The sequence below is a fragment of the Campylobacter novaezeelandiae genome (genome assembly GCF_018968685.1).
GTDB classification, from domain to species: domain Bacteria; phylum Campylobacterota; class Campylobacteria; order Campylobacterales; family Campylobacteraceae; genus Campylobacter_D; species Campylobacter_D novaezeelandiae.
The window spans coordinates 592,893-615,605 of the sequence record NZ_CP076657.1; the positions used below are offsets into that span (position 1 = coordinate 592,893).

The 22,713-nt window shown below is 28.8% G+C and carries 18 protein-coding genes and 2 rRNA genes; 11 read left to right on the forward strand and 9 right to left on the reverse strand.

The window, feature by feature from the left end:
- Positions 1-91 precede the first annotated feature (91 nt).
- The 3 genes from CNZW441b_RS03185 to CNZW441b_RS03195 all read left to right on the forward strand — a co-directional run bounded on the left by CNZW441b_RS03185 (position 92) and on the right by CNZW441b_RS03195 (position 4,005).
- Positions 92-3,000: ribosomal RNA gene (locus CNZW441b_RS03185) — 23S ribosomal RNA — on the forward strand.
- A 171-nt stretch (positions 3,001-3,171) separates the two neighbouring features.
- Positions 3,172-3,288: ribosomal RNA gene (rrf, locus tag CNZW441b_RS03190) — 5S ribosomal RNA — on the forward strand.
- A gap of 510 nt (positions 3,289-3,798) precedes the next feature.
- Positions 3,799-4,005: a hypothetical protein gene (locus CNZW441b_RS03195; RefSeq protein ID WP_131186750.1), complete on the forward strand. Its 207-nt coding sequence runs from the start codon at positions 3,799-3,801 to the stop codon at positions 4,003-4,005.
- A gap of 331 nt (positions 4,006-4,336) precedes the next feature.
- Here the strand turns inward: CNZW441b_RS03195 and CNZW441b_RS03200 are convergent, their stop codons facing one another.
- Positions 4,337-5,650, reverse strand: coding sequence for an SH3 domain-containing C40 family peptidase (locus CNZW441b_RS03200; protein ID WP_216681559.1), 1,314 nt, complete (start codon positions 5,648-5,650; stop codon positions 4,337-4,339).
- Between the two features lie 46 nt (positions 5,651-5,696).
- Here CNZW441b_RS03200 and CNZW441b_RS03205 point away from each other — a divergent pair, with 46 nt between their 5' ends.
- Both CNZW441b_RS03205 and CNZW441b_RS03210 read left to right on the forward strand, forming a co-directional pair.
- Positions 5,697-7,028: an ATP-dependent DNA helicase gene (locus CNZW441b_RS03205; RefSeq protein WP_216681560.1), complete on the forward strand. Its 1,332-nt coding sequence runs from the start codon at positions 5,697-5,699 to the stop codon at positions 7,026-7,028.
- On the forward strand, positions 7,025-7,660 hold the full coding sequence (locus CNZW441b_RS03210; protein WP_216681561.1) for a hypothetical protein: 636 nt from the start codon (positions 7,025-7,027) through the stop codon (positions 7,658-7,660). Before CNZW441b_RS03205 ends, CNZW441b_RS03210 begins: the two co-directional genes overlap by 4 nt.
- On the opposite strand, the gene lolA is transcribed toward CNZW441b_RS03210, so the two are convergent.
- Positions 7,657-8,163 (reverse strand): LolA-like outer membrane lipoprotein chaperone, encoded by a 507-nt coding sequence (gene lolA / locus CNZW441b_RS03215; protein ID WP_131186918.1) that lies wholly within the window; start codon positions 8,161-8,163, stop codon positions 7,657-7,659. The genes CNZW441b_RS03210 and lolA overlap by 4 nt on opposite strands.
- A gap of 102 nt (positions 8,164-8,265) precedes the next feature.
- Here lolA and secA point away from each other — a divergent pair, with 102 nt between their 5' ends.
- Both secA and CNZW441b_RS03225 read left to right on the forward strand, forming a co-directional pair.
- A complete protein-coding gene (secA, locus tag CNZW441b_RS03220) occupies positions 8,266-10,848 on the forward strand; it encodes a preprotein translocase subunit SecA (RefSeq protein ID WP_216681562.1) in 2,583 nt (860 codons plus the stop codon).
- Positions 10,806-12,044, forward strand: a complete 1,239-nt coding sequence (locus CNZW441b_RS03225; protein WP_425331634.1) for an ABC transporter permease — start codon at positions 10,806-10,808, stop codon at positions 12,042-12,044. The genes secA and CNZW441b_RS03225 overlap by 43 nt, the downstream gene beginning before the upstream one ends.
- A gap of 4 nt (positions 12,045-12,048) precedes the next feature.
- On the opposite strand, the gene CNZW441b_RS03230 is transcribed toward CNZW441b_RS03225, so the two are convergent.
- The 7 genes from CNZW441b_RS03230 to rpiB are packed head-to-tail and all read right to left on the reverse strand — an operon-like array spanning position 12,049 to position 19,510.
- Positions 12,049-15,036: an MFS transporter gene (locus CNZW441b_RS03230; RefSeq protein WP_216681564.1), complete on the reverse strand. Its 2,988-nt coding sequence runs from the start codon at positions 15,034-15,036 to the stop codon at positions 12,049-12,051.
- Positions 15,033-16,142, reverse strand: a complete 1,110-nt coding sequence (gene ychF, locus CNZW441b_RS03235; RefSeq protein WP_131186914.1) for a redox-regulated ATPase YchF — start codon at positions 16,140-16,142, stop codon at positions 15,033-15,035. The genes CNZW441b_RS03230 and ychF overlap by 4 nt, the downstream gene beginning before the upstream one ends.
- Positions 16,139-17,590, reverse strand: coding sequence for a leucyl aminopeptidase (locus CNZW441b_RS03240; RefSeq protein ID WP_131186913.1), 1,452 nt, complete (start codon positions 17,588-17,590; stop codon positions 16,139-16,141). The genes ychF and CNZW441b_RS03240 overlap by 4 nt, the downstream gene beginning before the upstream one ends.
- Positions 17,587-18,183, reverse strand: coding sequence for a DedA family protein (locus tag CNZW441b_RS03245; RefSeq protein ID WP_131186912.1), 597 nt, complete (start codon positions 18,181-18,183; stop codon positions 17,587-17,589). The genes CNZW441b_RS03240 and CNZW441b_RS03245 overlap by 4 nt, the downstream gene beginning before the upstream one ends.
- Positions 18,184-18,194: 11 nt before the next feature.
- A complete protein-coding gene (gene apt / locus CNZW441b_RS03250) occupies positions 18,195-18,743 on the reverse strand; it encodes an adenine phosphoribosyltransferase (RefSeq protein WP_131186911.1) in 549 nt (182 codons plus the stop codon).
- Complete coding sequence (locus tag CNZW441b_RS03255; protein WP_131186910.1) at positions 18,740-19,072, reverse strand: hypothetical protein; 333 nt, start codon at positions 19,070-19,072, stop codon at positions 18,740-18,742. Before CNZW441b_RS03255 ends, apt begins: the two co-directional genes overlap by 4 nt.
- On the reverse strand, positions 19,073-19,510 hold the full coding sequence (gene rpiB / locus CNZW441b_RS03260) for a ribose 5-phosphate isomerase B (RefSeq protein ID WP_131186909.1): 438 nt from the start codon (positions 19,508-19,510) through the stop codon (positions 19,073-19,075).
- Between the two features lie 148 nt (positions 19,511-19,658).
- Here rpiB and CNZW441b_RS03265 point away from each other — a divergent pair, with 148 nt between their 5' ends.
- From CNZW441b_RS03265 to CNZW441b_RS03280, 4 genes are all read left to right on the forward strand, one after another.
- Complete coding sequence (locus tag CNZW441b_RS03265) at positions 19,659-20,210, forward strand: CheB methylesterase domain-containing protein (protein ID WP_131186908.1); 552 nt, start codon at positions 19,659-19,661, stop codon at positions 20,208-20,210.
- A 19-nt stretch (positions 20,211-20,229) separates the two neighbouring features.
- Entirely contained in the window at positions 20,230-21,012 is a 783-nt protein-coding gene (locus tag CNZW441b_RS03270; RefSeq protein WP_131186907.1) for a CheR family methyltransferase, read from the forward strand.
- Positions 21,013-21,091: 79 nt separating this feature from the next.
- Entirely contained in the window at positions 21,092-22,021 is a 930-nt protein-coding gene (locus CNZW441b_RS03275; protein ID WP_131186906.1) for a ribose-phosphate pyrophosphokinase, read from the forward strand.
- A gap of 231 nt (positions 22,022-22,252) precedes the next feature.
- Positions 22,253-22,696 (forward strand): hypothetical protein, encoded by a 444-nt coding sequence (locus tag CNZW441b_RS03280; RefSeq protein ID WP_131166043.1) that lies wholly within the window; start codon positions 22,253-22,255, stop codon positions 22,694-22,696.
- The last annotated feature ends 17 nt before the right edge of the window (positions 22,697-22,713 follow it).

The following is a 22,713-nucleotide window of genomic DNA, read 5'->3' on the forward strand; positions in this document are numbered from 1 at the left end:
TAACAAGGAAGTGATGCGTTTTAGAATAAAAGGTAGAAGTTAGATTCTAGTCTAACTTTTATGCAAACTTCTTTTTTATAAAGAAGTCAAAAGGTAAGCTACTAAGAGCGAATGGTGGATGCCTTGACTGGTAAAGGCGATGAAGGACGTACTAGACTGCGATAAGCTACGGGGAGCTGTCAAGAAGCTTTGATCCGTAGATTTCCGAATGGGGCAACCCAATGTATAGAGATATACATTACCTTAATAGGAGCGAACGAGGGGAATTGAAACATCTTAGTACCCTCAGGAAAAGAAATCAATAGAGATTGCGTAAGTAGCGGCGAGCGAAAGCGTAAGAGGGCAAACCCAATGCTTGCATTGGGGGTTGTAGGACTGCAATATGTATAAAAAAAGCTTAGCAGAACATTCTGGAAAGTATAGCCATAGAGGGTGATAGTCCCGTATGCGAAAAGCTGACTTTAACTAGCAGTATCCTGAGTAGGGCGAAACACGTGGAATTTTGTCTGAAGCTGGGTCGACCACGATCCAACCCTAAATACTACTACCAGATCGATAGTGCACAAGTACCGTGAGGGAAAGGTGAAAAGAACTGAGGTGATCAGAGTGAAATAGAACCTGAAACCATTTGCTTACAATCATTCAGAGCCCTATGTAGCAATACAGGGTGATGGACTGCCTTTTGCATAATGAGCCTGCGAGTTGTGGTGTCTGGCAAGGTTAAGCACACGCGAAGCCGTAGCGAAAGCGAGTCTGAATAGGGCGTTTTAGTCAGATGCTGCAGACCCGAAACGAAGTGATCTATCCATGAGCAAGTTGAAGCTAGTGTAAGAACTAGTGGAGGACTGAACCCATAGGCGTTGAAAAGCCCCGGGATGACTTGTGGATAGGGGTGAAAGGCCAATCAAACTTCGTGATAGCTGGTTCTCTCCGAAATATATTTAGGTATAGCGTTGTGTCGTAATATAAGGGGGTAGAGCACTGAATGGGCTAGGGCATACACCAATGTACCAAACCCTATCAAACTCCGAATACCTTATATGTAATCACAGCAGTCAGGCGGCGAGTGATAAAATCCGTCGTCAAGAGGGAAACAACCCAGACTACCAGCTAAGGTCCCTAAATCTTACTTAAGTGGAAAACGATGTGAAGTTACTTAAACAACCAGGAGGTTGGCTTAGAAGCAGCCATCCTTTAAAGAAAGCGTAATAGCTCACTGGTCTAGTGATTTTGCGCGGAAAATATAACGGGGCTAAAGTAAGTACCGAAGCTGTAGACTTGACTTTGTCAAGTGGTAGGAGAGCGTTCTATTTGCGTCGAAGGTATACCGGTAAGGAGTGCTGGAGCGAATAGAAGTGAGCATGCAGGCATGAGTAGCGATAATTAATGTGAGAATCATTAACGCCGTAAACCCAAGGTTTCCTACGCGATGCTCGTCATCGTAGGGTTAGTCGGGTCCTAAGCCGAGTCCGAAAGGGGTAGGTGATGGCAAATTGGTTAATATTCCAATACCAACATTAGTGTGCGATGGAAGGACGCTTAGGGCTAAGGGGGCTAGCGGATGGAAGTGCTAGTCTAAGGTTGTAGGAGGTTATATAGGCAAATCCGTATAACAATACTCTGAGAACTGAAAGGCTCTTTGAAGTCTTCGGATGGATAGGAGAACCCCTGATGCCGTCGAGCCAAGAAAAGTTTCTAAGTTTAGCTAATGTTGCCCGTACCGTAAACCGACACAGGTGGGTGGGATGAGTATTCTAAGGCGCGTGGAAGAACTCTCTTTAAGGAACTCTGCAAAATAGCACCGTATCTTCGGTATAAGGTGTGGTTCGCTTCGTATTAGGATTTACTCCGAAAGCGAAGAAACTTACAACAAAGAGTCCCTCCCGACTGTTTACCAAAAACACAGCACTCTGCTAACTCGTAAGAGGATGTATAGGGTGTGACGCCTGCCCGGTGCTCGAAGGTTAATTGATGGGGTTAGCATTAGCGAAGCTCTTGATCGAAGCCCGAGTAAACGGCGGCCGTAACTATAACGGTCCTAAGGTAGCGAAATTCCTTGTCGGTTAAATACCGACCTGCATGAATGGCGTAACGAGATGGGAGCTGTCTCAAAGAGGGATCCAGTGAAATTGTAGTGGAGGTGAAAATTCCTCCTACCCGCGGCAAGACGGAAAGACCCCGTGGACCTTTACTACAGCTTGACACTGCTACTTGGATAAGAATGTGCAGGATAGGTGGGAGGCTTTGAGTAATAGACGCCAGTTTATTATGAGCCATTGTTGAGATACCACTCTTTCTTATTTGGGTAGCTAACCAGCTTGAGTTATCCTCAAGTGGGACAATGTCTGGTGGGTAGTTTGACTGGGGCGGTCGCCTCCCAAATAATAACGGAGGCTTACAAAGGTTGGCTCATAGCGGTTGGAAATCGCTAGTAGAGTATAAAGGTATAAGCCAGCTTAACTGCAAGACATACAAGTCAAGCAGAGACGAAAGTCGGTCTTAGTGATCCGGTGGTTCTGTGTGGAAGGGCCATCGCTCAAAGGATAAAAGGTACCCCGGGGATAACAGGCTGATCTCCCCCAAGAGCTCACATCGACGGGGAGGTTTGGCACCTCGATGTCGGCTCATCGCATCCTGGGGCTGGAGCAGGTCCCAAGGGTATGGCTGTTCGCCATTTAAAGCGGTACGCGAGCTGGGTTCAGAACGTCGTGAGACAGTTCGGTCCCTATCTGCCGTGGGCGTAAGAAGATTGAAGAGATTTGACCCTAGTACGAGAGGACCGGGTTGAACAAACCACTGGTGTAGCTGTTGTTCTGCCAAGAGCATCGCAGCGTAGCTAAGTTTGGAAAGGATAAACGCTGAAAGCATCTAAGCGTGAAGCCAACTCTAAGATGAATCTTCTCTAAGCTCTCTAGAAGACTACTAGTTTGATAGGCTGGGTGTGTAATGGATGAAAGTCCTTTAGCTGACCAGTACTAATAGAGCGTTTGGCTTATCTTAAATAAAGCATCACTTCCTTGTTAAGGTTTTACACCTTTAAATGAGTAAGGTTTTAAACTTGCTTTTAACATTGTTTTTTAAGTATTCTTACTTAAATAATAAATGTGTAAATTAATCATTGTCTTTTATAAATAATATTAAAGATAGAATAAAGAATATTTAAATAACAATGTCCGTGATTATACAGATGTGGAAACGCCTTGCTCCATCCCGAACCAAGAAGCTAAGCACATCGTGGGTGATGATACTACGCCTTACTGGCAGGGGGAAAGTAGCTCATTGCGGACTTGTTAATTTACTTCTTATACTACATACTACTAATTATAAATAATAATTTCAATATTAAGGTTTTAAAAAGATTATTTAGGATTGTTTGTTTAATATATTAAGTTGAATGTTTATGATTTAATTTAAATTCTAATTGTTTTTTATATTTTAGTTATTTTAGAATGTTTATTTTTAATGGTTTTTAGAATGGTTAAGATAGGTATTATCTAATGAATGAGAGGGTTAAGATTTAAATTTATTATGTTTAAAATATAATTTATAATTATGTTTTAAAAAGCTGGATAAAAATGAAAAAAGTTATCTAAATTTAATGATTATTGCTTCATTGTATAGTGTTGCTTTAGCTTTAAATCATAGTTATCATAGTAAGAAAATCTTGGTAATTTGCAACAAGAATTTATGGAAGGTAGAAGTATGACTTGTGGGAATATTTTCACAATTGTTAGCAATACATCAATACCAATATCAAGTTCGTTTTAAATTGGGTATTTGTATCGCTAAAGGCTAATTATGGGATTAGTATATTCTCAATGTTGTAATCAAGTTATTGATACAAACTTACGTTATACAGTAAAACCATTATTAAAACTTGAAGAAGTAAAACTTAAACAAGAAAACAAGGAAAAAAATATCGAAGTAAGTAAAGATATTAATATAAATGTGGATAATCAAGTAGATACTAGCAAAAAAGATAAGCTTTTAGACATATTTGTTTAATTCGTTGTAAAAAGATTTTTATAGTTTTATACTTCTTTTACTTTAATTACTCTTTGCTTATTTAAATAAAAAAGTTCTTGGGCTTTATTTTTATTTCTTTAAGCTTTATATGTCTTTGAAGTTTTTGATATTAAAAGGGGTGGATTGATTGGCTAAAATATTTATAATAAATTAAAGATAACAAATAAAAAACAATTAAATAAGATTAAAATTTATCAATTTTAACTACCAATGAAAAAAATATTAAAAAGTTATTATCTCTTTTCAACGCAAAGATAAAATTGCTATATTGAAATTATATTGAATAAAGACTATATTATTTTTATCTTACTTAAAAGATATTTTTTAAGTAAGATTCTATGATATTTTTTTCATCTATATTAAGATTTATAAAAGCAATTTTGCTTAATTTTGAGATATATAAATTCTTATTTGGAATATCAGCTTGATCCTTTCCTATTTGCAAAGAAGTTATAGCGCTTTGAGAAATTAATAATCTAGTATTGTTATAGCCTTTTACTCCCCAAGTGCTATGTAACACAGTGTGGGTATTATTTATTTTTCCGCTATAAAGCATGATATGTCCAGGAAAATAAAGCAAGCTCAAATAGGGTTTAGCAAAATGATCAAGAAAATCCTCTTTTTGTTTTTGGTTTAATTTGCTAATATCAAAATAATCAAAATGAGTAATTTGTGCATAGGAGTTTCTAGGCATATAAATTCCAAAAGCAGAAAATAAATCTCTTGTAAATAAAGAACAATCTCGTTCAAAGTCATACCCTCCCCAGCCGTAAGGAAGATTTAGGATTTGAGAAATCTGATTTTTTAAATTTTTATCATTTAATTGCATAGGAAAAGTTGAGAAAAGGGTTTTTTGAGCTTTATATTTATAAGATCCTATTTTTCCATAATAATAGTTTTTATCTTTTTTATAATAAGGATAAATAGCCCCAACACGCGTTTGAAATAAAAAATTTCCCTTTGTATCAAAGATTGGTGTTTTTTCTTTAAGGGGAGTTATAAAATTTAAATTTTCATAGATTTTTGCCCTATGATTACTTATAAATTCAAAATCATTAGCTTTAATAAAGCCAAAACCATTTTCACTCATCACAAAAGCATAGCGTTTATCTTCGCTATAATGCGATACTAAAATGGCAGAGCCTATATTTAAAATGCTATTTTGTGCATAATCAAAAGGCAAACCTTCTCCTTCTTCAAAAGGATTTTTTAAAATAGCTTTTGAGGTTGGTAAATTTCTTATCAAAGAATTTTGTATTATTAGGGCTTTTTTATTTATTGATCCTAAGTGATTGATATTAGAATTTTTAATCTGCTCATCAAACCAGAATTGGGAAATTTTTTGCTTATTGTAAAAATAAAATTGATTTTTTTGATTTTTATACATTTTAAAAGCCCAAAATAAATCTTCATTTTTTAATTTTTTAAAATCACTATGCCAAGGATGAAAAAAATTCTTTTTATAGTTATTTTTTATAAAAAAATTCTCATCTAATTTAGGTAATATAGAAACATTTTGTTCAAGTTTAAATTGTGCATATTGTGGAGTTTTAAAGGATTGTTGTGTGTTTAATGTGCATCCACTTATAAAAAATAAAATAAAATATAAAAAATAACGAAACATAAAAAAACCTTTATAAAAATAGTTATAATTATAATAAGGAAAAATAATGCTTGATAAACTAGAAAAAATTTTAGAAAAAAATAATGTTTTTTTAAGTGGTGGAGCTGGTGTTGGAAAATCATTTTTAACAAATAAACTAAAAGCACATTATCAAAAACAAGGTAAAAATGTCATTTCTTTAGGATCTACTGCTTTGAGTGCATTTAATATTAGTGGAATTACCTTACATAGCTTTTTTTGTTTTGGAAGAAGCGTAAATCAAAATGAACTTACATTTTATGATAAAAAACAAAAAGAAAAAATTATAAAACTCAATAAAATTTTAAAAAAGACAGATTTAATTATCATTGATGAAATTTCAATGGTAAGTGCAAATATCTTTGATATGATTGTTCTTAGATTAAGAAATTCAAGCTTTAATGGTAAAATTTTAATTGTTGGAGATTTTTTTCAATTACCCCCTGTAATAAAAGATGATAAGCAAACATTATTTTCTAATTCTTTTTATGCTTTTAATTCTATATTTTGGAATGATTTGAATTTTAAATTTTTAAAGTTAAGTATATCCAAAAGAACAGATAATGAAGAATTTTATAATTATTTATCTTTTTTAAGAAAAGGGGAGATTAATGATACTATTTTTTCATATTTTGAAAAATTGCTGATAAAGGATCAAGAATTTGATGAAATATCTGATGATTTTACTTTATTGTGCGGCATCAATAAAAAGGTTGATTTAATTAATTCTCAAAAATTAAAAAAACTTGAAAGTGAGTTGGTGATTTTTAAAGCACAGATCAAAAAAGAAGATAAATCTTTAGAGGATAAGGTTTTGTACTCTTGGATTAAAAGTTTAAATATTTTAGAAGAATTAAAATTAAAAATAGGTGCTAAAATAATCTTTTGTTTAAATAATTGGGAAAAAAATTATTATAATGGGGAACAAGGTATTGTAAAGGATATTTTGGAAAAAGATCAAGAAATTTATATTGAAATTTTAAAAAATAATGGCACAATTATTTTATTAGAACCTTATACTTTTAATATGGAAGAGTTAAGTCAAAATCAAGATAATTTAGAAATCAATATTCGTGCAAGTATAAGACAATTTCCTATAAAACTTGCGTATGCTATAACAATTCATAAATCACAGGGTATGAGCATAGAAAAATTAATTTGTGATATTAATAATATATTTGAAAATGGACAACTTTACGTGGCTCTTTCAAGGGCTATAAATCCAAACAACTTAAAAATACTTTATTCTAGGATTGATAATTTTAGATCCTATTTTCATAATAGTTTAAAAATTGATACACAAGTTTTAGAATTTTATAAAAAAAATAATTTTTTAGATTTAGAAAAGGATGAAATATGAAAAAATATTTTTTTATTTTAATGATGCCATTTTTATTGTGTGCTGATACTTTAGAAATTTTAAATTTAAAAACAGATCTTTATTCTAAGGCTAGTGATAATTTACTTAAAAAAATCAATATTTCCTTAGAAATTAATGGAGAAAATTTAGAAAGTAATAAAGCAAAAATTATTGATAGTATTAATAGCGTCATTTCAAGTTTTTTTTATGAAGATATTTTTACAGAGCTTGGAAAAGGAACTTTTAAACAGACGCTAGAAAAATTTATTTATAAGAAATACAAAATAAAAATTAATTCTATTTATATTTTATCTTTAAATAGTGTTGAAAAATTTGATATAGAAGAGTTAAAAAAATTTTTAAAATCTCAAGAAAAAGATAAAGAAAATTTAGAACAAGCTCCGCATATTAAAACACCAGAAATTCCTGAAGTTCCAAAAGTTTCTTTAAATAATGATTTAAATTTATCCAAAATAGAAAATATAAAGTTAGAAAACAACTTAACTTTAGATCATAATACATCTAATATTTTACCTCAAATATTTAAAGATAATAATGCCAGTAGAAAAGAGAATAATTCAAGTGAATCTACTGGATTTGAGATAAAGCTTGATGAAAATCAAACTCTTTAAGAAACGATATCAAAATTTTTTGGAATTTTGGGTATAAATAAATTTTCATCTATGTGAGTATTTCTTTTTTGATTAAGCAATTTAATATTGACATTGTTATCAAATTCATCCTTATAAGAAATATTTTCTACTTGATTTTCTTTTAGGTTTAAAATATAAGTAGTATTTTCATATTTGGCTTCATAAGTATTTTGATTGATCTTTTTGGCATTTTTAAAAATTTCGTTTAAATTTGGTATACGTTCAAGCTTTGAAATAATGACTTGTTCTAAATCATATTCTATGATAGTGATTTTATTATTATCTATAAAAATATCTTTATGCATAGGATTTTGATAATTCCAAAGAGCTTTATTATGAGTTATAATAAAATGCCCTGTATAGTTAATCTTTGTTTTTTTATTATCTATGCTTTGAATAAAATCACTTGAAAAATTTTCAAAGCTTAAATCAAGAGCAAAAATTTTAATGATCAAGCCCAATAAAATAAAAATAACCTTCATAAAATTCCTTAAAAAATAAATATTTTTAAAACATTCTAGCTAAGTTTAATTAAATAATAGCTATAATGATAGCTTAAAAGAATTTAATCAAAAGGCTAAATTATGTTTTTAAGCACCTTAAAAACTTTACTTGGAACAAAAAATGATCGCGAAATAAAAAAATATTTTAAACGCGTTGAAAAAATAAATTCTCTTGAAGAAAAATATCAAAAAATGCAAGATCAAGAATTAAAAAATGTTTTTGCAAATTTAAAAGATCAAGTTTTAAATAATCAAGTAAGTTTAGATGAAATTTTAAATGACGTTTTTGCCATAGTAAGAGAAGTTGGCAAAAGAACTCTTAATATGCGTCATTTTGATGTTCAATTAATTGGTGGTATGGTTTTACATGAAGGAAAAATTGCAGAAATGAAAACAGGTGAGGGTAAAACTTTGGTTGCTACTTTGCCTGTTGTTTTAAATGCTATGAGTGGTAAAGGTGTTCATGTGGTTACTGTAAATGATTATTTAGCAAAAAGAGATGCAGAACAAATGAGTGCTCTTTATAATTTTTTAGACTTAAGCGTTGGAGTTATTGTTTCAGAGCAAAATAGTGATATAGAAAGAAAAAAGGCTTATGGTTGCGATATTACTTATGGAACAAATAATGAATTTGGTTTTGATTATTTACGCGATAATATGAAATTTGAAGCAAAAGATAAAGTACAAAGAGGATATAATTTTGTTATTGTTGATGAAGTAGATAGTATTTTAATTGATGAAGCAAGAACCCCTCTTATTATAAGTGGTCCTACAAATAGAACTTTAGATGGTTATATCAAAGCTAATGAAGTAGCTAAAAAAATGAAACGAGCCAAAGAAGTAGAAGCTCCACAAAAACCAGAAGGTGATTTTTTAGTAGATGAAAAAAATAGAACTATATTGATTACAGAAGAGGGTATAGCAAAAGCTGAAAAGCTTTTTGGGGTTGAAAACTTATATAGTCTTGATAATGCAATCTTAGCCCATCAATTAGATCAAGCTCTAAAAGCTCATAATCTTTTTGAAAAAGATGTTCATTATGTTTTACGTAAAAATGAAGTTATTATAGTAGATGAATTTACTGGAAGATTGAGTGAAGGAAGACGCTTTAGTGATGGACTTCATCAGGCTTTAGAAGCAAAAGAGAATGTAAAAATTCAAGAAGAAAGTCAAACTTTAGCTGATATAACTTTTCAAAACTATTTTAGAATGTATAATAAGCTTGCAGGTATGACAGGAACTGCTCAAACTGAAGCGAGTGAATTTTCACAAATTTATAATTTAGAAGTGATTTCTATTCCTACAAATATTAAAATTCAAAGAATTGATAAAGATGATCTTATCTATAAGACTCAAGAAGAGAAATTTAAAGCCGTAATAGAAGAAATTAAAAAAGCAAATTCAAAAGGACAGCCTGTTTTAGTTGGAACTGCGAGCATAGAAAGAAGCGAAGTTTTTCATAAAATGCTTGTTAAAGAAAAAATTCCACATTATGTTTTAAATGCTAAGAATCATGAACAAGAAGCTTTGATTATACAAGATGCAGGAAAAAAAGGAGCTGTGACTATAGCTACAAATATGGCTGGACGTGGAGTTGATATAAAAATTGATGATGAAATAAGAGCGCTAGGAGGGCTTTATATCATAGGAACAGAGCGTCATGAAAGTAGAAGAATCGATAATCAGCTCCGTGGTCGTGCAGGACGTCAAGGTGATCCTGGAATGAGTCGTTTTTATCTTAGTCTTGAAGATAATCTTTTGAGAATTTTTGGTGGAGATCGTATAAAGGGTATTATGGATAAGTTGGGTATCCAAGAGGGTGAAAGTATAGAATCAAGAATAGTTACTAAAGCAATCGAAAATGCACAAAAGAAAGTTGAAAACTTACACTTTGAAAGTAGAAAACATTTATTAGAATATGATGATGTGGCTAATGAACAAAGAAAAACAGTATATCGCTATCGTAATGAGCTTTTAGATGAAAATTATGACATTAAAAGTAAGATTTCTCAAAATATCCAAGAATATGCTTCTAATATTATGAATGAATTTTCAACCTACGATGAAGATAAGAAATTTGAAATTTTAAAACAAAAAATTCTTTATGAATGTTCAACTGAAATTGATGATAAAGAATTTAAAGATTTAGAATTTTCTCAAATTCAAGAGAAATTAGTTTTGGTATTACAAAATTCTTATAATCAAAAAATGCAAGAATTATCAGAAGAAGAGAGAAAGAATATAGAAAGAATTATTTATCTTCAAGTATTAGATAATGCTTGGCGAGAGCACTTGTATCAAATGGATATCTTAAAAACAGGAATAGGACTTAGAGGTTATAATCAAAAAGATCCTTTAGTAGAATACAAAAAAGAAAGTTATAATCTTTTCTTAGAGCTTGTAGAGCGTATTAAATTTGATAGCATAAAACTTCTTTTTAGTATAGTGTTAAATAAAAAAGATATCAAAAATTTAGAAGAAAAAGCTAATGAAGAAAATCAAAAAATTTTAGACAATATAACAGAATCTGGAGCAAGTGAGGATAATTTGGGTGAAATGGAATTTAGAAAAGTGCCAAGAAATTCTCCTTGTCCATGTGGTAGTGGAAAGAAGTTTAAAGAATGCCATGGAAAAAGTGGGCCAAAACAAGGAATATTTTCTTGAAAAAAGGAATTTTAAGATATTTACTTTTTAAGTATCTTCGTTTTGACAAAGAGCAACCTTTTATCAATCTTTCTATGCTTTTGGCTTTTTTAGGTGTTAGTGTTGGTCTTTGTGTTCTTTTAGTGGCAATGGCTATAATGAATGGATTTGATAAAGAATTTGAAAAAAGATTTTTTGTAATGAATTATCCCATTACCATTTTGCCTAAATTTTATTCTTTGGTTGATGATGATTTAATCAATAAATTAAAAAAAGAATTTCCTAAACTTAAATTTAGTCCCTATATTAGCACTCAAGTAATTGTTAAAACAGATAATTCTTTTGAGGGCGGGGTGTTATTTGGAGTTAATTTTAATGATGAAAAAGAGATTAATGAAGTAGTTAAAAAAGCTTTGGTAATTGATGAGATTAAAAATTTTGATATTTTAATAGGATCTGCTTTAGTGCGTGAGTTTAGTTTAAAAAGAGGGGATAAATTGGCTATTATTTTCTCAAATCTTGATGCAAGTGGATTTTCTTTGACCCCGAAAACAAAACGCTTTGATATTAAAGCACAATTTCATTCAGGTCTTTTGTTTTATGATAAAGCTTATATGTATACTGATGTAAATGCTTTGAGAAAAATTTTAAACAGAAAACAAGATTATGATGGTATCCATATTTATAGCACTAATGCCTTTGAGGATCTTAAAAAAATAAAGCAATACTTAGGAGATGATTACATAAGTATTGGCTGGTGGGAGCAAAATCAAAATTTCTTTTCAGCATTAGCCTTAGAAAAAAGAGTTTTATTTATAGTTTTAATGCTTATTATTCTTGTTGCGAGTTTAAATATAGTAAGTTCTTTACTTATGATAGTAATGAATCGTCGCAGTGAAATTGCTCTTTTATTAGCTTTAGGGGCCAGTAGGATAGAGATTAAAAAAAGTTTTTTTTCTTTAGGTATGTTGATTGGTGGAAGTGGTATGATATGTGGCATTGTTTTAGCTTTTATTATTTTATGGCTTTTGAGAAATTTCGATATTATTTCTCTTCCTGCAGATGTTTATGGCACAACAAAATTACCTCTTGATTTATCTATAATTGATTTTTTCTTAACTATATGTGGAGCTTTAATTATCGTTGCTTTATCTTCTTATTATCCAGCAAAAAAAGCAACAGAAGTTAATGTTTTAGATACTTTAAGAAATGAATAACTCTTTATATTATATGTAAAGAGTTATTTTCATCAATATACCCCATTTTTTTTGTATTGTACCAGCGTATTCCATCGATTTCTTTGATTGTCTCATCAGTTAGTTTTTTATCATTTAAGTATCCAACCATAACTTGATGTCCGCCTAATAATATAGTTCCATGTTTGTTTAATAAATAATTTTTACTATTTTCTTCATTAATTTTTATAGCAATACCATCTAGAATGTGACCTAGGTTATTATTTTTTTCTTGATCGGTATTAATGCTTATTATAGGTGAAAGTTCGTTAATTCCAAATACACAAAAAATTCTTTTTTTGAATTTTGATTCAAATTTCTCTTTAATGTCTTGATTTATTTTATTATCACTTAAGATGATTCTAGTATTTATGAATGTATTTTCATTTAATATTTGAATATAGTTTTTAAGGGCATTTTGTTCTTGGCATATTATTGTAATTTGATTTGTAATTTTACTTTTAAAATTTACATTTATGATAGTTTTAGTTCCAGTTAAAATAGGAAGAAAGCTCATAATAAAACCAAAAAAAGTATGAGAAGGAAATGAAGATGATATAATGTCATCATTTCTTAAATTAAATTGGTCTGATATTTGCATAATAGTACTTAAGATATTGCGGTTATTAAACATAAAACCTTGGTTATTTTCAAAATTTATATTTGTGATGGCAAGATTGTTTTTTGAAAGTGAAAATATAAGTTTTAAAAGACTTTTTGGGAGTATGCTTATCAAAAGAGTATATAAAAACATTTTATTTTTTTGTTCTTTTATGGTTTTGAAAATATCCTCTACAAAAATTAAATGAATATTTTTATCATTAAAATCTAAATCAAGATTTTTTAAAAAAATTCTTGATGTGTAAATTTGTTTTATATTTGAGTTTTTTATAATAGAGTATATATTTTTGTCATTATGATTTAAATTTATAATAACTTTTTGTGATAATAAAACACTAAGATTGCAAAGAAGATTTTCAAATGAAATTGGAAGTAAAATTCCTATGCATTCTTCTTTTGGCGCATAGCTTCCCCTTGAAAAATGAATATTGAGTGTTTTGGAATTATTTTTGATAATTTTGCTTAGTAAAAGACTTAAGCTTAAAAGTTCCCTATAGGTAAATGATGTATTGTTTAAAGAATCAATTAAAGCAATACGGGAAAGATTTTTTTTAGCACAATCAATCCAAGTTCTTGCTATGGTATGCGTAGCTTCACATTGCATTTGCCAAGTTTTAAATGATAATTTTAATATACACTCTTGAATTTCTGTTTTGCAAAGAGAATTTATTTTTTTACCAAAGGCTATGCAAATATATTTTTGACTTAAATGTTTATTTTTTAATGAAAATTCTTCATTATCTTTCGAAAAAGAACTGCCCCATATGCCTTTAATATGAAAAGGTATAATTTCTATTTGTTGTTTTGAAATCATATTTTCTAAATCATTTTTTATTTCATCTGTAAAGATACAAACTACTTCTCCTTTTTCAAGCAGTTTAAGACCTTCTTTTAAATTTTTAGATATAAAGCTAAATTTTTCAATAAAAATCTTAATATACCAAGGAGAGAAAATATTATTATCCATAATAAAATGAACTTTTCTTGGAATAATCATTTGTATAATGGCCCAATCAAGAAAACTATCGCGATTTCCTATTAATAAGATCCCTTTTTGACTTGATAAATTTTCAAATCCATTGATTAAAAATTTATAATGATGAAAATAAGAAAAACTGGTTAAAAGTCTTATCAATAAAAAAGGAAGTTGTTTAAATATATATAAAGATATGATAAAAGCAATAGACGCAAGAATATAAAAAATATAATTTATATTAAACTTGGTCATTGCAAACAAAAAAATGAAGATAATGCAGATTAAAATAATACTACTTTGTATGAAATTATTAATTAAAATAACTCTTTGTATTTTTTTTGTTTGAGAGTGAAACTGTATAAGAGCAAAAAAAGGAATGATTATAAAAGCTCCACAAAATCCAAACAAAAAAAAGACCACAAAATGATTTAATATATGAGGCAATAATAGTGTTAAAATACAAGAACCAGAAAGAGCAAGAGGGATAAATCCAAATTCAAGATAAGTCTCTGAAGATCTCTTTAAAATAAAAGAACCAAAAATAAATCCTATAGCTAGCAATATAAAATTTAAATAAATATAAAATAAATCATCTTCAAGTAAAACATCCTTAACGTATATAGGAAATAGTATCATATAAGATTCTAATAAAAATAAAAATACAGAGATACCCAAGATAGAAGGAAAAAGAATGGGTTTTTTGATTATTGATTTTAAATTTTTTAAAAAAAGTTTTTTCTTTAAAAATTTTTTTAATGAGTATTTAATATTTTTTTCTTGCAAAATCGAAAGCTTATAGCTTAATGCTAAATTTATTAAAGATAGGGCAATAAAAGATAATCCAATTAAATTAATAAAATCAGAAATTTCATTTTTATTGTTCAGAGAAAAAGAAGATGCTCCAAAAGCCATTAAAATTGCTAAAGCACCACTAATACCAATTAATAAATTTATTTTTAATGCTAAATGTTTTTGAGCAATTTTTGTTATATAAGCATAAAAAATAGGAAAATAAAAAGAATTAAGTAAGGCTAATAGAAAATTTAAAAATAAAGCTAGCCAAAAAATGTGATTATAATAAGATATATAAATAATCACAGATAATAATAAAAATAAAGAAGCTAGTAACTTTATAATGTATTTTTTAGCATAAAAAGCAGTATTTAAAAAGCTGGTTAAAGGATAAAATAAAACAAAAGGTAAAAAAAATAAAACCTCATTCAATATAACGAAAAAAGATTGTAGATCTTTTTCATAAGTACTATAAATGAAGTTTTTAGTTATTAATTTATGACTTATATAAATAAAAATATTTATAAATATTAATAATAAAAGAATATGAATTTGATTAATTTTTTTTAAAAAAATCTTTCTCATTTACTCACATTAAACCTAAAATGCATAACATCTCCATCATTAACCAAATAATCTTTTCCTTCTAAACGTAATTTTCCCGCTTCTTTAGCTTTGATCTCTCCGCCGTATTGAATAAAATCTTCATAAGAAATTACTTCAGCCTTAATAAAACCTTTTTCAAAATCATTATGAATAACGCTTGCAGCTTTTGGAGCTTTCCAGCCTTTTTTTATAGTCCAAGATCTCACTTCTACTACTCCAGCGGTAAAATAATTAATAAGACCGAGTTTATGAAAGCTTGTACGAATAATTTGATCAAGTCCGCTTTCCTTGACTCCTAAAGAATTTAAAAACTCATAACTTTCTTCAGTATTAAGAGTGCTTAATTCTTCTTCTATTTTGGCGCAAAGTTTAATCACTTCTTGATTTTGCTTCTTTGCATATTCTTTTAGAATTTTTACATAGTGATTGTCTTCATTAAGGGTATTTTCATCAACATTTGCTCCATAAATTACTTCTTTAGCAGAAAGTAGTCGTAATTCTTTAATGATATTTTGATAAATTTCATTATCTTGTTGTTCAAAGGTTTTTGCTGTTAAACCTTTATTAAGATGTTCAAGCAGACGTGAAGCTAGTTCTAATGTTTCTTTAGCTCCTTTTTGGTTAGCTTTTGCTTCTTTAGAGAGCTTTTCTATTTTTTTATTTAGTTGCTCAATATCTGCTAAAATAAGTTCAGTATTAATGATTTCAATATCTCTTATAGGATCTACACTCCCTTCAACGTGAGTGATATTTTCTTCTTCAAAGCAACGCACTATGTGCAAAATAACTTCAGTTTCTCTAATATTAGAAAGAAATTTATTACCAAGTCCTTCTCCTTTGCTTGCTCCTTTAACAAGTCCAGCTATATCTACAAACTCGATTAAAGATCTTACAATTTTTTGTGGATTGACAATTTTGGCCAAATGATCAAGCCGTGGATCTGGAACTTCTACTAATGCTTTGTTTGGTTCTATGGTGCAAAATGGATAATTAGCACTTTGTGCATTTTGCGTTTTAGTTAAAGCATTAAAAGTTGTTGATTTTCCTACATTAGGAAGGCCTACTATTCCTACAGAAAGACTCATTTATTATTCCTTAAAAGATAAATTAAGAAATTTACACACATTCTAACTCCAGCCCCGCTTGCTCCAAAATTTGTATAACCCCAATTTTTTTCTATATAAGCAGGACCTGCAATATCAAGATGCAACCATTTATCTTTATATTCTTTACGTATAAATTTATCTAAAAAAAGTCCAGCAGTGATTGCTCCTCCATAACGACTTGATGAAACATTGCAAACATCTGCTATATTTGATTTAATCAACTCTCTAAGATAAGGGTTAAAATGTAATATAGTTGTGTATTCTCCGCTTTTTTTGCTTGATAAATAAAAATCATTTTGTAAATTTTCATTATTTCCCATAATGGCGCTTGTATATTCTCCAAGTCCTACAACGCAAGCTCCTGTTAAAGTTGCCAAATCTATAAGTAAATCAGGTTTTAAATCCTGTGCAAAAGAAAGACAATCAGCTAATACTAATCTTCCCTCCGCATCGGTATTTCTTACTTCTATACTAATACCTTCTCTTGAGATTAATATATCATCAGGTTTGTAAGAATTGCCTCCTATCATGTTTTCTGTAACACCAAGAATGCAATGAACTTCAAATTCTAATTCAAGTTCTGCTACTGCTTTGATAATTCCCATAGCAGCTGCAGCACCACTTTTATCTGCTTTCATTGTAACCATATAATCTGAAGGTTTTAAGCTAAGCCCACCACTATCATAGGTTAAACCTTTACCTACAAAGACAATACGTTTTTTTGCATTTTTATGTTTATAGCTAAGGTGAATAAGACGTGGAGGATGGACAGATGAACGATTAACAGCTAAAAACGCATTCATCTTTTCTTTGATTAAAAATTTTTCATCATAAATTTTACACGATATATTTTTATTTGCTTTTGCTAAATTTTTGGCATCTTCTGCCATTTGAAGCGGAGTGTAGAATTCAGGAAATTCATTGACGATATTTTTTGTAAAATTTGTAGCATTAGCTAAAATTTCTCCTCTTGAAATTCCTATTTTTGCTTCATCGTGATTAAATTTTTTATTATTTATGTCATTTTTGGCAATAATGATTTTTTTGATATTTGATTGTTTTTTTTCACTTTTATATTTATCAAATTTATAACTTGCAAAAATAATTCCTTCCACTAAAGCAGAAAAACTTCTAACTACACATTCTCCTATTATGGAAGGGGTTTTAATGGTTTTGATATTTAATTTTTCAAGATATTTGTAAGCTTCATAAAAACTTTTTCTTATATCCTCATAATCAAGGCTTTTTAGTTCTATAAATAATTTTTTACTATTTAAATCAATACACAATCCTTCACCTGTATAATTATTAAGATCAAAGAAATTTTTATACTCTTTTAAATTTTTTATATTTTTGTTTTGAATAAAAACGAGTTCAAAGTCAGCTGAAATTTCTTCAATTTTTTTTAAGCTAAATTCAAATTTCATGATTTTTTCCTTCTTTCCTTTAGTAAGGCTTTTTCCATTTGCTTAAAACCAAATAACAAAAGCAATAAAAACAATACAATAATTAAAGCTGCATAGTACCAATGTTCTTCTGCCCATCCAACTGCTTTCCAAATGGTTTCACCAAAATACCAAGCCAAAAGTATAGTAATACTTGCCCAAGCCCAAGCACTAAAAAGATTGATAATGGCAAATTTTCTAGCACTATATCTTGTAATACCAATACTCATAGGTATAATTGTTCTAAAGCCATACATATAACGCTGAATAAAAATAATAGGCCAGCCAAATTTTTGTAAAAGTAAATGGGCTACAGCAAATTTACGTCTTTGTGTTCTAAGTTTTTTTTGTATATATTTTTTATTATACCTTCCAATATAAAAATAAACTTGATCTCCAGCAAAACCTCCAAGTCCTGCTATAAAAATAACTAAACCTAAGTTGACATGACCTTGATGAGCAAAAATTCCTGCCAAAATTAGAGCAAGTTCTCCTTCTAGCATACACCATACAAAAATAATAATATAGGCAAGATCTTTATAATTGTAAAGTAAATTTTTTAAAAAATCTTCCATAATAAACCTTTCTAAATTTGTAAAATACTATAAACTGAAGTAATACTAGAAAGTTTTTCTACTCCTTTTAGATCTTTTAATTCAAGTAAAAAACAAGATTCTATACATTGTCCTCCTGCTTTTTGGATAAGCTCACAAGAAGCTATAGCTGTTCCTCCAGTTGCTATTAGATCATCAACAAGAAGTACTTTAGCATTTGAAATGCCATTAAATGCATCTTGATGAATTTCTAAAGTATCACTTCCATATTCTAATTCATATTCACAAGAAAATGTTTTGTACGGAAGTTTTTTAGGTTTTCTTATCGGAACAAAAGGAACATTAAGTCTTGCACAAAGCATAGCAGCAAAGATAAATCCACGACTTTCAGCTCCAGCGATAAAGTCAAGCTTTGTATTTTTATAACGTTCTTGTAAATGGTTTAGCAAAAAAGATAAAGCTTCTTTATTGTTTAATAAAGTTGTGATATCTCTAAATTGGATTCCTTTTTTAGGAAAATCTGCAATTGTTCTGATTGTATCAAGTAAATATTTTTGTTCTTTGGTATTTAATGTTATCATAATAATGCCTCTATTTTTGCTTCTAATTCTTTAATTCTTTGTCTTAATTTATCATTTTCTAATCGGTATTGGGAATTTCTAGTTCTAAGAGAAGTTAAATCAGCTTTTATTTTGTTTAGCTCTTCTGTTAGAATATCTATATTTCCTAAACTTCTTTGAAGTTGAACTTGGAGTTTTCTTATAATAATTTCTGTGTCATCAAGGTTATGCTTAATAAACTCTTTGGAATGTTTTTCTTTGTGAAGTAAAGTTTTATAATAAAATAACATAACAATTAAATAAATGCTAATACAAATAAGCACAGTCAGTATAAGCCAATCTAAAAACATTTATAATCCTATTTCAATTTTTTGAATTCTGTCGATATGTCTTCCCTGTTCAAAGGGAGTTTGGATAAAATTTTGAATAATATCAATTGCTAAATCAGTTCCGATGAGTCTTCCACCCAAGGCTAAAACATTTGCATCGTTATGTTTTCTAGCTAGTTTTGCACTAAGACTTTCATTGCATAGGGCACAACGAATATTTTTATGTCTATTTGCAGCGATTGAAATGCCAATCCCTGATCCGCAAATTAAAATTCCAAAGCTTTTATCGTCAATTTTGCTAGCAAGCAAATGAGCAAAATCAGGATAATCACAACTTGAATTATTGTGTGTTCCAAGATCAATAAAAGAAATATTTTGATTTTGAAAAAAAATACAAATTTGCTCTTTAAGTTTAAAGCCAGCATGATCACTAGCAATATAAATTTGTTCTTTAAGCATAAAAATCCGACCCAACTAAAAAATTAAGATTTATTTTATCACAATAAAGTATAAAAATAACTAATTAAAATATAAAAATATACTAAAATATTTATGATACAATAATATTTCTATAAAATATTAATTAAATGTCAAGGAAATTTTATTAATGAAATTTATACTTATAGGATCTTCTACAGGTGGACCTAATCAACTTAAATATTTATTAAAAGATGTAGATATTAAAAATACTTGTATTGTAATAGCTCAACATATGAGTCAAAGTTTTATTCCTTCGTTTGTAAGTCAATTTAATAAAGAAGCTTTAAGTGAAGTATGTATTATAAATGATAAAGAAATGCTATCAAATAAAATTTATATTTGTCAAAAAAATACTATTTTAACAGGAACTTTAAATCCAATTGCATTGTGGCAAGATGAAGTTTTGTCAGATTTTAAGCCAAGTGTTGATTTGCTCTTTAATTCTGCAATTGAGCTTAGTAAAACAAATAAAATATTAGCTATTATTTTAACAGGTATGGGAAATGATGGAGCAAAGTCCTTGCTTAAGCTTTATAAAGCTGGAGTAAAATGTTTATGCGAGAATGAGACAGATTCTGTAGTTTATGGAATGCCAAAAAGAGCTAAAGATTTAAATCCTGAATTAAAGCCTATGAGTTTAAAAGAAATTAAAAAAGAAATTTTAGATTTTATTGAATAAGAATTATCAAGGGATAACTATGGAAAAAAAGAATCTTAATGATTTTGAATTTAATGAGTTTGTAAAAGTGATTAACGAAATAAGTGGTATTGATTTAGCTGATAAAAGAAACACTCTTTCTTTAAAATTATTTAAATTTTGCTTAGATCAAGGGTTTGATAATTTTCAGGATTTTTTATTTAAATTAAGGATTAATCAAAAATTAAAACAAGAAACTCTAGATTTTGTTACTATAGGTGAAACATATTTTTTAAGAGAGCTTGAACAGTTAAAAGAGGTAATTTTCTATATCAAAGGTTTAGAAAAAAGTGTAAGAATTTTAAGTGCTCCTTGTTCAACAGGAGAAGAGGTGTATTCTTTGGCTATTTTAGCTGCTCAGAATTTTATTAAAGACATAGATATTTTAGGAATTGACATAAATTCCAATGTTATAGAAAAAGCAAAATTAGGAAAATATCAAGGAAGAACTTTACAAAGACTTAGTGAAGCTGAAAAAAATAAATTTTTTACAAAAGAAGGTGAAATATATACTATCAATAAGAGTGAGCTTTGTTCTTGTAAATTTGAACTTTGCAATGTTTTTGAAGATAAATTTTTAAGGCTAGGAAAATTTGATATCATTGTATCAAGAAATATGATGATATATTTTAATCATGATTCTAAATTAAAACTTATGGAACGTTTTTATAAGATTTTAGATAATAACGGAAGATTATATATTGGAAATGCCGATTTGGTTCCAGATGCAGGATTATTTAAAAAGGTTTTTTCTTCTAAAGGGGTGTATTATGAAAAAGTATAAATCATTTGAAGATCTTTATTTTACAGCATTTTTTAATATTTATTTTAATAGAATGCCGTTTTAATTTTTAAGGATATTTATGCGTGGTTATAAAATTTTTTCAGGTTCAGCTAATATTAATTTTGCAAAAGAAATTTCAAAATATCTTTCTTTACCTTTAAGTGATGCCGGTATTAAACGTTTTAGTGATGGTGAAATTAGCGTTCAAATTGATGAAAGTGTTCGAGGAAAAGATGTTTTTATTATACAAAGCACTTGTGTCCCAACGAATGATAATTTAATGGAGCTTTTGATTTTAACAGATGCTTTAAGAAGATCAAGTGCTAATTCCATTACAGCAATTGTCCCTTATTTTGGATACGCAAGACAAGATAGAAAAGCCAATCCTAGAGTTCCAATTACAGCTAAATTGGTTGCTAATTTGATTCAAACTTCAGGAATTGATCGTGTTGCAACTATTGATTTGCATGCAGGCCAAATTCAAGGTTTTTTTGATATCCCAGTTGATAATCTTTATGGAAGTATAGTTTTTAATGACTATATAAAAAATAAACATTTTAAAAATGCAATCATTGCAAGTCCAGATATAGGAGGGATTGCAAGGGCAAGAAGTGTTGCAAAACATTTGGGTCTTGACATTGTTATTGTTGATAAAAGAAGAGAAAGAGCTAATGAAAGCGAAGTTATGAATATTATAGGCGATGTTAAAGATAAAGAGGTAATTTTAGTTGATGATATTATAGATACTGCAGGAACTATAGTAAAAGCTGCTGAGGTTTTAAAAGATAGAGGGGCAAGATCGGTTATGGCTTGTTGCACTCATCCAGTATTAAGTGGAGCAGCATATGAAAGAATTCAAAATAGCGCCTTAGATGAACTTGTTGTTACAGATACAATTCCTCTTAAAAAAGAACTTCCTAATATTAAAGTATTAAGTGTAGCCCCAATTTTTGCAGAAGTTATACGCCGTGTTTATCACAATGAAAGTGTAAATTCCTTATTTATTTAAATCTATAAAGATGAAAAATATCTTTATAGATTTTATAACTTCAATATAGCAAAAATTCAATAAATATTATAAATTTACCCAATTTTATAAAAAATAAAAACACTCATAAATACCATAAAATCATTATAAATAATCTTCAAATATCTATAAAACAATGTTTTATTAAATTTGACTTAAAATATTTTCTGCAATAAAACAAATTCACATCATATTTTAAAATAAGGAGCTAAAATGTTTAAAAAACTACTTAGTGTTGTAGCTTTAGGTGCTTTAGTTTCAAGTTCTGCTTTTGCAGAGGATATTCTTGCTAAAGTAAGTAATGGAGCAATTAGTGATAATAGCGCAGGTGTTAAAGTTCTTAGCCTTGATGAGATGAAAGAGGTTAAGGGTGGATATTGGTTTCAAAGAGATAGTGCTTTTGATTATAATGCTGGTTCTCTAAGTTCTTATGGTTATGTTGTTTTTAATGATAATAGTAATGATCATGGAGCAGTAAGTGAAAAACTTGGTTATTCAAATAGTGGATATATCGTAGCTAAATACCGTTATGTAAATAATCAAAAAGATTATTATTTGCAATATTTTTCAAGCAAATATGGAACAGGTACAAATATCTGGGCTTATGCAGGAAGTCCTGCTTATGACATTTTAAAACAATTTAAAAATCAATACTAATTCTTTCTAAATTTATT